This window comes from Pleomorphochaeta sp. DL1XJH-081 (assembly GCF_049310885.1).
Taxonomy (GTDB): Bacteria; Spirochaetota; Spirochaetia; order Sphaerochaetales; family Sphaerochaetaceae; genus CAYZJV01.
Genome location: NZ_JBMDYO010000001.1, coordinates 217407 through 230592, shown reverse-complemented (window position 1 = coordinate 230592; position 13186 = coordinate 217407). Strand labels below are relative to the sequence as shown.

The 13186-nt window shown below is 47.9% G+C and carries 12 protein-coding genes and 1 tRNA gene; 11 read left to right on the top strand and 2 right to left on the bottom strand.

What is annotated here, in order from left to right; genetic code table 11:
• The first annotated feature begins 45 nt into the window (after positions 1-45).
• Together ACODJP_RS01040 and ACODJP_RS01035 are read left to right on the top strand one after the other, a co-directional pair.
• Positions 46-117, top strand: a tRNA-Val gene (locus ACODJP_RS01040).
• Positions 118-620: 503 nt separating this feature from the next.
• Positions 621-788: a hypothetical protein gene (locus ACODJP_RS01035; protein WP_422477560.1), complete on the top strand. Its 168-nt coding sequence runs from the start codon at positions 621-623 to the stop codon at positions 786-788.
• 153 nt (positions 789-941) lie between these two features.
• Here ACODJP_RS01035 and ACODJP_RS01030 read toward each other — a convergent pair whose 3' ends face one another.
• Both ACODJP_RS01030 and ACODJP_RS01025 read right to left on the bottom strand, forming a co-directional pair.
• The gene (locus tag ACODJP_RS01030; protein ID WP_422477558.1) at positions 942-1790 is read right to left on the bottom strand and encodes a YjjW family glycine radical enzyme activase; all 849 of its coding nucleotides are present in this window, start codon (positions 1788-1790) and stop codon (positions 942-944) included.
• Positions 1787-3298 (bottom strand): YjjI family glycine radical enzyme, encoded by a 1512-nt coding sequence (locus tag ACODJP_RS01025; protein WP_422477556.1) that lies wholly within the window; start codon positions 3296-3298, stop codon positions 1787-1789. The genes ACODJP_RS01030 and ACODJP_RS01025 overlap by 4 nt, the downstream gene beginning before the upstream one ends.
• Positions 3299-3400: 102 nt before the next feature.
• On the opposite strand from ACODJP_RS01025, the gene ACODJP_RS01020 reads away from it, so the two are divergent.
• The 9 genes from ACODJP_RS01020 (at position 3401) to ACODJP_RS00980 (ending at position 12872) form a co-directional block, all read left to right on the top strand.
• Positions 3401-4102 carry a Crp/Fnr family transcriptional regulator gene (locus ACODJP_RS01020; RefSeq protein ID WP_422477554.1) on the top strand — a complete coding sequence of 234 codons (702 nt, stop codon included), beginning with the start codon at positions 3401-3403 and terminating at the stop codon, positions 4100-4102.
• Positions 4103-4122: 20 nt separating this feature from the next.
• The gene (locus ACODJP_RS01015) at positions 4123-4875 is read left to right on the top strand and encodes a GntR family transcriptional regulator (RefSeq protein WP_422477552.1); all 753 of its coding nucleotides are present in this window, start codon (positions 4123-4125) and stop codon (positions 4873-4875) included.
• 147 nt (positions 4876-5022) lie between these two features.
• Positions 5023-6084 (top strand): BMP family lipoprotein, encoded by a 1062-nt coding sequence (locus ACODJP_RS01010; protein WP_422477550.1) that lies wholly within the window; start codon positions 5023-5025, stop codon positions 6082-6084.
• Positions 6085-6172: 88 nt separating this feature from the next.
• Positions 6173-7660 carry an ABC transporter ATP-binding protein gene (locus ACODJP_RS01005; protein ID WP_422477548.1) on the top strand — a complete coding sequence of 496 codons (1488 nt, stop codon included), beginning with the start codon at positions 6173-6175 and terminating at the stop codon, positions 7658-7660.
• Between the two features lie 2 nt (positions 7661-7662).
• The gene (locus ACODJP_RS01000; protein WP_422477546.1) at positions 7663-8727 is read left to right on the top strand and encodes an ABC transporter permease; all 1065 of its coding nucleotides are present in this window, start codon (positions 7663-7665) and stop codon (positions 8725-8727) included.
• Positions 8728-8732: 5 nt separating this feature from the next.
• Positions 8733-9641 carry an ABC transporter permease gene (locus ACODJP_RS00995; protein ID WP_422477544.1) on the top strand — a complete coding sequence of 303 codons (909 nt, stop codon included), beginning with the start codon at positions 8733-8735 and terminating at the stop codon, positions 9639-9641.
• A complete protein-coding gene (locus tag ACODJP_RS00990; RefSeq protein ID WP_422477542.1) occupies positions 9641-10969 on the top strand; it encodes an amidohydrolase family protein in 1329 nt (442 codons plus the stop codon). The genes ACODJP_RS00995 and ACODJP_RS00990 overlap by 1 nt, the downstream gene beginning before the upstream one ends.
• 11 nt (positions 10970-10980) lie before the next feature.
• Complete coding sequence (locus ACODJP_RS00985; RefSeq protein ID WP_422477540.1) at positions 10981-11766, top strand: nucleoside phosphorylase; 786 nt, start codon at positions 10981-10983, stop codon at positions 11764-11766.
• 167 nt (positions 11767-11933) lie between these two features.
• Positions 11934-12872 (top strand): nucleoside hydrolase, encoded by a 939-nt coding sequence (locus ACODJP_RS00980; protein ID WP_422477538.1) that lies wholly within the window; start codon positions 11934-11936, stop codon positions 12870-12872.
• Positions 12873-13186 lie beyond the last annotated feature (314 nt).

The following is a 13186-nucleotide window of genomic DNA, read 5'->3' as shown; positions in this document are numbered from 1 at the left end:
ATGGACAAAAATATTGAATTCCCGTACTATAGCTTACACATTAACGGGCGCGTAACTCAGCGGGAGAGTGCTACCTTCACACGGTAGAAGTCGTTGGTTCAAACCCAATCGCGCCCAAAAAATTCTATATACTGTAAGTATTTAAAAGCCATTCTCAGAGCAGTTGAGGGTGGCTTTTTATTGGGTGCGCCGAGCATGGTGCTTATCTAGGAGGTGAAAGTCTTCTGTGGGGGTTGCAGTGCCTACCGCTAGCTGAAGGCAAGGGTGTCCATCGCGAGATGGAATCTGAAGGAAGCCGGAGGCAAAACCTTGAGCTAAGGCACACTAAATATTGATATTCATCGCCGGAAGCTAAACCATGGTCGAATTCCTACAAGAGACCCTTGATGATGCGTGATCAGATCTTTGCACAACTGCATCTACTTACCAAATAGAACCTCAATTGTTCTCTCCTCGTCCCGAAGATCCTTTGTAAGCAAGATACGTTGTTACACAAGTTGATGTATCCTTAGGCTAGACCGTTGGCTTCTCGCATCATAGGTCGCAGCCATTTGGAGGCTATTCACAAAGATGTCATGACCTAATACATCGCTCATCATATTACGCTTATAGGAGCCAAGATGCCAATAATCTCCGATGCAGCGATTATGGCAGTTCACCAAGATTCCGGAGGGCTACTATGCAGAGCGAATTCCTTATGTAAGGAAACACTTTTTGCAGTTTCGATGGAAAAGGTTCAAGTCGTCGCTTCAAAACATGTGAAGTCTGCTTTGACTGAGTTGATCTGAGGAGCAGACAAGCTTTTTGAATCGCAGTACCATAGTGATAAGAATGTCCTCTGCATTACAGAGCATCTTTTTCTATCCGGCTAATCTTTCGTGATAATGTGTTTTACTCAATGTGATAATTTACGTTATTAAATTTTAAAAATTCAACAATAATTAGATTATTTTCACTTCAAGGCAGCTATACCCTGCCACCAATTGCTTCAACTTTCTCATGTATTCTAGCGTTGGTGTTTCGTACTTTTTCGCCTCCTTCTTGGTTCCGTGCGCGCGGAAGCGAATCAGTTTATAGGTAACTGTAAGGCCATCAGGAATATGAGATGCGATGAGTTTGGCGGTTTGTATGACAGTTTCTTCATTGGGAAGGACTTCGGGAATCACAACCGTTCGTACTTCGGTCAGTTTTCCATTTTTAGCCAAATATTCTGCATTCTGTAAAACCGCTTTATTGCTTTTCCCGGTAAGCTCTTTGTGTGATTTCTCATTAAAACACTTCATATCCAGCATCACCCCATCGCATGCATTCAACAATGACAATTGTGTACTGAAATCAATACTTCCGTTACTGTCAAGGAGCACCGATCCCACCGATTCATGCAATCGTTCACTCAAGGGAGCCAGCAATTCGGCTTGCAGCATACACTCGCCACCTGAAAATGTCACGCCGCGAATAAAAGGAAGATTCCTTTCAACCTCTACAGCAACCTCCTCCACATTCAAGAACCGCACCTTTGGTGATGCGCTGTGTGGACATACCGAAATGCAGCCGTCACAACCAATGCAACGCTCTTGATCCCATGCCACTTTCCCATCATGAAGAGTCAAGGCATTGCTTGGGCATCCGGGGACGCACAGGCCACAATCGTTACAACGATTGATTGTTTCGGGATTGTGACAGTAGGTGCAATTAAAATTGCACCCTTGGAAAAATACGACTGTGCGATTGCCAGGTCCATCCACACAACTCGATGGAATGATCTTGTTCACCGGGAGCAAAGATCTCATGAACGCACCTTCCGTTCCAGGATTCGACCGTTGTGCACTTCTCCAAGTCCCCAAATCGTATTGTTCTGTTGAACTACTTCACCATTATCCAACGCTTCCATATCCGAACGCTTTGCCAAATATCCGGTTATCCTGATCACATCGCTGTCGGCACTGTAGGTGGAAAGATACTGCATGCCTACACCAAAACCGCCATTAATGATGTCTAGCACACTCGATGGGTTCTGTTGGTAGGTTGAGTCGAAGGGGAAGATGTCTCCGGTACCGCTTGGGAAATATTTATGGAACTTTCCGGCATGCCGTAGATGGTTGTACAGAGGGATCTCTTCTCCAATGGCGATCCGGGCACCCGGGCTTATTCCGATATCGGAGTCGATTCCTACCTGTGCATGCAATACGAAATGGCTTCCTGAAATTTCACAGTAAGCATTGGTATGGCGGTGGACCAACGACTCCAATGTATCCATGATCAACTGGCCAAGCGCATCAGCTTCTTCATCCACCCCATATCTGGCGGTCTTTCCTTCTTTTTCCATCAGGATGTTCACCGCCTCATGTAGTCCCACGACACCAAACATGCCGGTGAACCGATCTCGATGCAAAAAGCCCTCTTTCACAAGGAAGCTGGAAGAGAAAAAGTGACTTTGCTCCACAAGGAATCGAATCTTGGCATCCATGAATGATGTGAGGGCCGTAACCGCATTTGGGATAACCGAATCGAGGAATTCGCGTATATCCTTGGCTTGGTCGGCAGCTCTCTTGAGTACTATACGGGATAGCGTATAGGCTCCTCCTCCTACTGACAATGCATTGTAGCAGCTGGCGATACCATATCCTTTTGGACTATCGAGATGTTGCTGTGAATAGATCGAGTGATTGGCGAAACTTGGTTTTGCACACGCCAAAGCACATGTCACACAAGCTTCAGCGAAACTCTGGGAAGTGATTTCCCTGTCGTACAATAGCGTGATTCCAGGTACCGCCTCCTGTCGTTCGGTTTCGATTTCGATAATTAATCTACCCGCCAAGGTTTCTTCAGGACCAATGTTAGCGTGACAGAACGAGTTCGGTAGTGCCTTTCCAATGAAATCCAAGAATCGTTCAATTTTGGGGCGTGCTTCATCTTTGTCGAGAACGAATGGATTCAACAGCATGTCAATATTTCCCAAGTACACCGGCATATGGGTCACAGACGGTACTTGAAGGTAGAAGATTTGCAATGCATGGATGGCTTCATCAAGTGTCTTCGGTGGTTCTAAACGAAGAAATTCACTACCCTCACGCATGAGTTTTTCATAGTCGGGTAGGGCATACCGTGGAGCATAGGCTGCTCTTGGCTCACTCATGTCGCACACTATGCCGAGCTGGTGCAATCGATCGAAATCTGGTGAGGTTTCCCAAAATCCCTCTTGCGATACAGCCACATCGGCAAGGTTCATCATAGCCTGTTGGTGCGTCAATGTCGTATTCTTCACAATGTTCAGTACCGTCTCTTTCCATGTATCCATGTCATCCTCCATATTTGTCATTGGCAATGTCACGATTCCATGGTAGTATGCTGGCGAAGGTAGATACATGACAATTGTCAGTTATTGCAAAAAAAATTTAAAATGATCGATACTCAACTTGCGGCGGCATTACGTTCAGTCATGGATAGCCCAACCGATCACAAGCTACTCGGCGAAACATTCGCCCAATGGGAGGGTGCTGGTAAACGTTTGGTTCGATATCCTGAGGGGAAAGTCGTCATTAGGACAGAGGATCCTATTGAGAGGATTCACATTCTTTTGGATGGCAAATGTCAGGTGCTTAACCATGGCAGTGATGGTAAGGTTGTCATGGCAGGCAATGTGCTGCCACCACAGATTTTCGGTCTTTACGAACTTGTGGCGAAGTTACCTCAGCACACAGCCGATGTACAAACCCAGACGGATTGCATCTTCTTCTCCGTGTCAGCTCGGGTGTATGCACAACAACTCACCATAAATACCGAAGTAGCCTCCTACTCGGTGAGTTTTTTAGCAACCTTTATACATCGCCTATTGGACCGAAGCGATCGAATGACACTTCACACCGACCGTCAGAATCTGGTATGGTACATCCTCGAATCCTGTAAAAAACAGAAGTTCCCGGTTGTTCTCCCGGTGGAGAAGGAAACCATGGCCGCGGAATTGAACATGAATCTGAGAACTTTGTACCGCAAGTTGGCAAAACTACGGCATGAGGGGTTGGTGGATAGCCGTAAGGGAAAGATCGAAATTGACAGCCAACAATACCGCGCATTGCAGCGGCAGTTGTACGAGAATATTTGACAAAGGAAGATGGTGAGAAGATGGCAGAGAATGAAACCTCCCAGGGGATACCTCAAAGGAAATACCTCCATGTGGAAGTCTACGAGAAACTTTACCAGAAGATCAATGATGAAGGGTATCGGGAAGGGGATCAATTGCCTGGGGAAAACCAATTGGCAGCCGAGTTTGGGGTAAGCCGCATGACGCTGCGTCAATCCTTGATGCTTCTAGGGGAAGATGGAATCGTTCGTCGTGTGCATGGTAAGGGAAACTTCATTACCAGCCTGAAACCCAGATCCACCATTGGGGCCGAAGGAGTGGCGAATCCTGTCCATGGGTTTTCCCGTATCAATATCGACGACATCAAGATCGATATTCGTTTCGAAGCTGCCAGTGATTATGTGGTGCAACTGTTCGGCTACCCTCAAAGTACCGTGATGATGGCGAGCGACCGTTGGTATCGCTCAACATCTCGACTTGTGGCATTCTGTTTCTCCTTCACTGATCTTGCCAAGATGACGGAACAGGGTGTGGATATCGCCGACAAGGCCGCGGTGCTCGAGTTCATGGACCACACCATCTATTCCTTGTGTCCCCACAGCACGACCCATATCACTCTTTCGACTAGGAAGGAGTTTTCTCTGACACCAGAGCAAATGGCGGCTCCGTCTTTGATGCTTCTCAGTGAGACGCTTTTTACTTCCGATGGTAAACCTATAGCACAAAACAAATACTATTTGGATCCCGCCTATTTTGATATGATGGTAAATGCCCGGCGTATGCCCACCATGTAGTGTTTTGGTTCACTCGATCCTACCACTTTGAAAAATCCAGAATTCTTTCTTTTTCTTCTTGACATGGGATAGGGGTGTGCTATTATGAGAAACAACTTGTACAACAAGTTACATATTTTGGCATACAAGTACAAAGGAGAAAAACACATGAAAAGAAACCCATTCCTGCTTGTTGGTGTGATGTTGCTCGTCGGCACACTCCTGTTCGCCGGTGGCGCTAAAGAAACCGAAGCCACTTCTTCGTCGGATATCAAGATTGGTATGATTCTTGGGGTTGGCGGACTCGGAGACCTGTCTTACAACGATTTGGTCTATGATGGACTCGAGAGGGCTCAGAACGAGCTGGGTATCGATTTCGATTATGTCGAACCACAATCCATCGCCGACTTCGAAACTTTCTTGCAGCAGATGTCTTCAACGAAGATGTACGATGTGATAATTTCGGTCGGTTACGATCAGGTGGAACCTTTGAAGAAAGTTGCACCCCAGTTTCCGAACCAGAAGTTCGCCATAATCGATGAAAATGTCGACCTTCCTAACGTGGCAAGCTTTGTCTCCAAGGAAGAGGAGGGCTCCTTCCTTGTCGGTGCATTGGCGGGATTGGTGAAAAAGACCGATTCAGTGAAGCAGAACAATACCCTCGGCTTCATCTCCGCTCTGGACATCCCTTTGTTGGACCGTTTTTATGCCGGATATGAGGCTGGTGCGCGTTATGTGAATTCCGATATCAAGGTGGTGGCGAACTACGTGGGTGGAAATGCTCCCTTCAGTGATATCACCACTGCGAAAGAGATTGCCCTCAAGCAGTTCTCCCAGGGTGCGGACATCATTTACCATGCTGCTGGTGGTTCTGGGCTTGGACTCTTTCAGGCTGCCAAGGAAAAGGATTTCTACGCGATTGGAGTCAACTCCAACCAAAATGTGATTGATCCGGACCACATCATGGCGAGCATGCTCAAACGCGTGGACAATGCTGCTTTCGTCATTGCCCAGAGTTTGGTGAACGGAGATCTAAAGACCGGAGGATTGTCGGTTTTGGGCCTCGCAAGTGATGGAATCGGCTACACGGTTGCCGAAAGCAATGTCCCCATAGATGAAGATATTATCGCCGTGGTTGAAGACATCAAAGATGCGATCATCGCGGGAGAGCTTGTTGTTCCCAACGCCCATAAGGATGTGGAAGCCTTCTTGGCATCCAACTCCTACTGAGCTAACAAGACAATAATTTACCTTTAAATTTGCGTCCCGTGATGTGCGACATTGTTGCCTCGCGGGGCGCTCGATTGGGAGATTCGTCATGGATGCTATACGAATGAGCCACATCACCAAGACATTTGGTACCACCGTTGCCTTATCGGATGTCAATTTACAGATCCGGGCAGGGGAAGTCCACTGTCTTCTTGGTGAGAACGGTGCAGGAAAATCTACGCTCATGAATATTCTTTATGGTCTTTACCAAGCCGATTCGGGTGCAATCGAGATCAACGAAGTTCCTGTTGAGATTCCCACTCCCCGAATGGCCCAAAGTCTGGCTATTGGTATGGTGCACCAACACTTCATGCTCGTGGAATCCATGACGGTGCTACAGAACATCATTTTGGGCAGCGAAGAAGGTTCCTTTGCAATTGACTACGAGGCTTGCAGGGAACGTATTGAAGTACTCGAACAGTTGTACCACTTCGATTTCAATCTCGATAGCAAAGTCTCACAATTGAGTGTAGGTGAAATGCAGAGAGTCGAGATCTTCAAGGCAGTCTATCGAGGAGCGGACATCATCATTCTCGACGAACCCACAGCAGTGCTTACCCCTCAGGAGGTCGATGTCCTCTTTAGGATTTTGGATGATATGAGGAAGCAGGGCAAGACCATCATCTTTATCACCCACAAGCTTCAGGAGACCATGCGTTTGTCAGATCGCGTGACTGTATTACGCAGCGGATATTTTGTGGGGACGGTTGAAACCAAAGATACGAATCCCGAAGCTTTGGCCACCATGATGGTGGGGCATGAGGTTGATTTGGTGACCAACAAAGGAGCCTGTTGTCCTGGCGAACCAGTGCTTGAGATACATGATCTGAAGATTTTCGAAAATTCTGACCATACGATAGACATCACGGTGAGAGCTGGTGAAATCTATGGTATCGCCGGAGTTGATGGCAATGGACAGCAGGAGCTGGAACGTTTCATCGTAGGATCGGCACGTCCCAAGAATGGGAGGGTGAAGCTCAATGGTGTCGATGTCACGTCTTGTTCCGTATCAAAGCGCAAGCATTTGGGTCTTGGCATCATCCCCTCCGACCGACATAAGGACGCGATTTTGCCAGATATGTCGTTGATCGATAATTTCCTGCTTGGTTTGCAGCGCAATGAACGCTTTTCTTCAAAAGGATTGGTGCGACATTCGGCTTTGCACGCATATGCGGATTCCATGATTAATGCCTATTCGATCAAGGTCTCCTCCACTGAACAACATATCTCGGAATTATCTGGTGGTAACCAACAGAAACTGGTGTTCAGCCGTGAAGTCGGCATGGATCCCGTATTGTTGGTGGCCGCCCAACCCGTACGGGGTTTGGATATTGGTGCAATAGACTATATCCATAACCAATTGCTGAAATTGCGTGATCGTGGGCAAGCCATACTCCTCATATCGACCGAACTTTCCGAGATCATGGAGATGAGCGACCGCATCGGAGTCCTCTATAAAGGTGGAATAATCGCGGAACGCAATGCCGAGGATTTCACCAAGGAAGAATTGGGCCTCTATATGGCAGGAGGGAAATGAGCATGGGCAAACACAACATACGTGCCAATGCGGGCATGAGTAAGAATTGGGAAAGCCTCTGGTATTCCCTTCTGGCGATAGGAGTCTCATTCGTTCTGGTAGCCTTTATCATGCTCGCGATGGGATACAATCCCTTCAATGCCTACATGGCGCTGTTCCGAGGTTCCTTTGGTTCCCTATACGCCATTTCGCTCACCTTATGCCGTAGCGTGCCTCTTATTTTCGTGGGTCTCGCTGTTGGATTCGCACTGAAAGGTGGGATGTTCAATATCGGCGGAGAAGGACAGTTGTACATTGGTGGATTTACCAGTGCTGTGGTTGCATTGGCTTTGGGGAACTCGCTACCACTCGTAGTTTCCCTTCCTCTTGCGGTCCTAGCAGGAATGGTTGCCGGTATGGCATGGGGAGGTGCCATTGGCTTAATCAAAGCCAAGTTGCAGATCAACGAAGTCATCGTTGCCATCATGCTCAACTATATTGCGCAACTGCTCACCAGTTATTTCGTGAATAACCATCTGATGCAGGAAGGGAGCATGACTCCCCAAACAGAAACTCTCCCCGCAGGGATGCAGTTGCCAACAATCGTAGCGAACAGTCAGCTGACCACCAGCCTCTATATCGCATTGTTCATGTGCTTTGTCTATTGGTTTGTTTTCCGTCATACGGTATTCGGGTATGAGGTGAAGGCCTTGGGCAACAACCCGAATGCCGCCGGCACAGGTGGTGTCCACAACGTATGGACTACCATTTTGGTAATGGCGGTATCGGGAGCACTGGCTTCCATGGCAGGTATTTTCGAAGTTTTCGGCACATACGGCCGATTCATCGATGGGTTTTCTCCAGGCATCGGATTTACTGGCATTGCGATCGCATTTATCGGGCAAGGTACTCCCATAGGCATCATTTTGGCTGCAATCCTCTTCGGAGGGTTACAGGCAGGAGCTATGCAGATGGGGCTCATGGAAGGTGTTTCGGCCCATATCGACAAAGTCATCCAAGGTTTGGTGATCATATTCATCGCGACACCCAACTTCATTCGTTATCTGCTACACAGAAAGGAGAGATGAAAATCATGGAATTACTCTCTACCATCGTCAATCTGTTGCTTATGACGTTTCGTCTCAGCATTCCCATCGCTCTTGCCGCAATCGGAGTGTCCATCAGTGAACGATCCGGCGTCATCAATCTGGGAATAGAAGGTATCATGCTCTTGGGAGCCATGGGGGCTGTAGTGGGATCCCATATTTTTGGTAGTGCCTTAGTCGGTCTCATTGTAGCATTGATCACAGGTGTCGCCGTGGGAGGCCTCTATGCCCTTTGCGTGCTCTACTTCAAAGCAAACCAATCGGTGATCGGTATCGGACTCAATTCTCTTGCAGCCGGTCTTACAGTAGTCACAGTTAAGTCGATTTGGAACAAAGAAGGTATCAGTGGAACCGTTGACCAGTTGGGAACATTTACTTTACCACTTCTTAATCGGATTCCGGTTGTTGGAGCGATGTTCTCCGATCAGTCACCACTCATAATTGCATCACTATTCATCGCTTTGTTCGCCGCCTATGTGTTGGCGAAAACCAAGATAGGGCTTCGTTTGACTTCGATTGGAGAACATCCTTTGGCTGCTGCGACTGCAGGTATCCCGGTGACTAAATACCGCACCTTTGCAATCGTTGTGGGTAGTGCCCTTGCAGCTCTTGGAGGAGCTTATCTCTCTGTAGTCCATAGCAATCTTTTTGTGAACAATATGGTTGCAGGTCGTGGATTCATGGCTATTGCAGCCAATATCCTTGGCGGTTGGAATCCTATCGGAGCATTGTTGGCGAGTCTCTTGTTCGCTTTTACCCAAGCGCTACGTTTCCAGTTCTCCTATATCCAAATGCCTGAACAGATCAGCCAGATCATGCCGTATGTGATTACATTGCTGGTGTTGGTCGGAATCGGCCGAAAGGCAAAATCTCCGGCAAAGCTAGGGGTATTGTAATGCATAGAATCGTACTACGCCATGCTGTGGTGCTCACCATCGATGAATCCGACCACTTCCATCCAGACGGATGTATCGTCATAGAAGATGGCATTATCACTTTTATCGGACCTGATGATGAAATGATTATTCCGCAAGAACCTTTTGAGGAGCTGGATTTCAGTGGGAAGTTGGTTATGCCTGGGTTGGTGAATACCCACATCCATACCCATTCTCCCCTTTTCAGGAATCTGGGGGAGGACGTGGAATTGCATACTTGGCTCAATGATCTCATGTGGCCGGCCGAAGCACTCTTGGATGCACAGGGGGCACAATGGGGTACTCGATTGGCTTGTGTGGAGAGTATTTCCAACGGCGTCACTACCATTGCGGATCAATTCTACTGGGCTGATACCACTGCCCAAGCTATCGCTGAAAGCGGTTTGAGAGCTTTTGTATGTTCAACTATCTTTGCAAATGGTGACGCATCGAAAGGACAAATACTACAAAACGCCGCTGATTTCATAGCAAAGTGGAAGGGACGAAATCCATTGATACATGCTGGGCTGGGGCCTCACGCCCCTTATAGTGTGACTTCAGATCAATGGAAAGCAGTGGTGGAAATCTCAGAGCTTACAGGTGTAATAATACATACCCATATATCGGAAACAGATAAAGAGAACCATGACATCATCCGATTGCATGGGGTTTCCCCCACACGTTGGCTGGCAGACCTAGGCGTGTTGGACCGACATATACTCGCTGCTCACTGTGTGCATCTTTCCGATGAAGATATCCATATTCTCGCAGCTCATGATGTACATGTCTCCTACAATCCGGTAAGCAATCTTAAGCTTGTCTCCGGCATCATGCCGTATCGAGCACTTCGAAAAGCGGGAGTGCAATTGTCCATTGGTACCGATGGTGCCCAGAGCAACAACACGTTGGATCTTCTGCAGGACCTCAAAGTGGGTATGTTGATCCAGAAGCAAGCCGAGAAGGATCCGACGATATGTGATGTAAGAGAGGCGGTCCACCTCGCTACCATCTGTGGAGCCCAAGCCCTCGGTTTGGAAGATGTCATCGGTACGCTCGAGGTAGGCAAGCAGGCGGACCTTATCGCCATCGACCTCGATTCTCCACATTTCTCCCCATTTGTCACACGAACTGCGAATGATCTGTATACTGCATTGGTCTATAGTGCATCCGGTAGGGATGTGGCAGATACAATGGTTGCAGGAAGGTGGCTCATGCGTGATCGTTCCGTATCCTCGTTGGACAGATACGCAATCATGGGACAATGCAACGAAATTCGCAAAGAAATACAACGGAAAACGGAATCTACTTAAGGAGTAACATCATGGCATTGGATAAAAGTGCAATTACCAAAAACACGAAACAGTATCACATCGAACTCGATGTCGGCGAAATCGGCGAATATGTATTGCTTCCAGGCGATCCCGCCAGGAGTGATCGGGTCGCCAAATATTTGGATGACGCCAAGCTTGTGGCCAACCATCGTGAGCACCGTACCTTCACAGGATATTACAAGGGGGTGAAGGTGAGTGTGACGAGCACCGGAATGGGTTGTCCCTCTGCAGCCATAGCGGCTGAGGAGCTGATCAATATCGGGGCGAAGACGCTCATCCGGATAGGCAGTTCCGCAGCAATTGACCCTGGTATAAAGATTGGTGACCTGATGATTACTACTGGTGCTATGAAGAACGAAGGTACATCAAAGTTCTATGTCCCAGAAAATTTTCCTGCAGTTCCCGATTTCGCCTTCACCAATCACCTGATTGCGACAGCCAAGGAGATGGCTACCGATTCTGAGGTCGGTGTATTTGCAGGAATCACCAGCACTGACGATGCATTCTATGGAGAATCGCCGGAATTTATCAAGAAACTTCAGGATCTCAAGATTCAGAATATCGAGATGGAAGCTTCTGCTTTGTTCACTATCGGCCATATGCGGGATGTAGCAACTGCATGTATCTGTGGAACCAGCGGAAACCTGACCACGGGTGAAGTAATCTACACGACTGAAAACACCAAGTTGATCGAAGCCTGGGATCTGGAGATTCGTGTGGTCCTTGAGGCAATCGCCCGTTGGGAATCTATATCCCAGGGAAAGAGTGCAACTTAACACATTGTCTGCATTCTAGACCCCTAGAAACAGAAGAGTATCATCAAAGTTATGGTGTAAGTCTTGCTCACCAGCTTTTAAGGGGATTGCGAAGGGGTACCCATTCTGCAATCCTCTTCTCCTAGCTCAATAGCATTGTACTCAGAGAGAAGGACCGGTAATTGGATATGAAAAAGAATATCATATTGGATCTCGATACGGGAGTCGACGACTCCATCGCATTGGCTCTTGCTGCCATCGATCCTTCGGTAAATTTGCTTGGAGTGACCGCTACATTCGGCAACGTGACCACCGACGTCGGAGCACGCAATGCACTCGATGTGCTCGCATTGGTTGGTCGCTCCGATGTCCCTGTGTATGAAGGTGCATACCATGCACTCAACCAGCAGAAGTTTCAACCCCATGATGTAAGTGTGAGAATCCATGGAAGGAACGGAGTGGGACAGGTGAGCTTTTCCAGATCGACACGTGAGGTCGAGAAGGAAAGTGCGTTCGACTTCATCATCAATTCGATGCATTCCTACGGTAAGGACCTCACGATCATCACCACCGGTCCCTTGACCAATCTTGCCACCGTGCTCCAAAGGGAACCCGAGTTGTGCTTTTGGAACGGTCAAGTGGTGGTAATGGGTGGCGCGCTCACCGTGCGGGGGAATGTGAATCACTTCGCCGAGGCAAACATCTCGCAAGATCCTGAAGCGGCCAAGATGGTGTTCGAGAGCGGGCTCGATGTAACCATGGTGGGTTTGGATGTAACGATGCGTTCAAGACTGACACAGCATGATGCGGATCTATGGCGTTCCGGTGGGAAGCAGTTCGGTATCCTGTTCGCCGGCATGGTTGAGTACTACATTACCAATACTTTGGGTAGCGACGAGACCTATGTCCATGATCCCTCGGCTGTCGTATGTTCTTTGCATCCAGAATATTTCACGATCATTCCTCTGCATCTGACGGTGGAGACCGAAGGGGTGGACAGGGGGCGGACGATAGTGGACCACAGAAGACTCCGGGAAGGGAATCCCACCACCAAGGTTTGTGTCGATGTCGATGCAAGTAAAGTGGAGATGTCCCTGGAGAAAATCGCAACATTCGCACGTTCATAGGGCGACCACCGAGACACTTACCAAGGATTTGATACTATCGTAAAAGAAGACACGAAGTGATGAAAAAGATTTTATTCCAGAGATGAATTTCGCTAAAGAAATGGAGTCTACTTGAACCATGGAAAAATACTATAACCCGTTACAGAACGAATTTCTCATCCTTCGGTATAAGAACAACATGGGGATATAGCTTGCTGACTTCTGTAATGCAAACGGCGCATCAATTGTTAGCTTTCAAGAAATGGCTCAGACTTTACAAAGAAGCGATTTCACAAGATGGAACGATGAATAGTCCAATGCTTACTGTGACATAC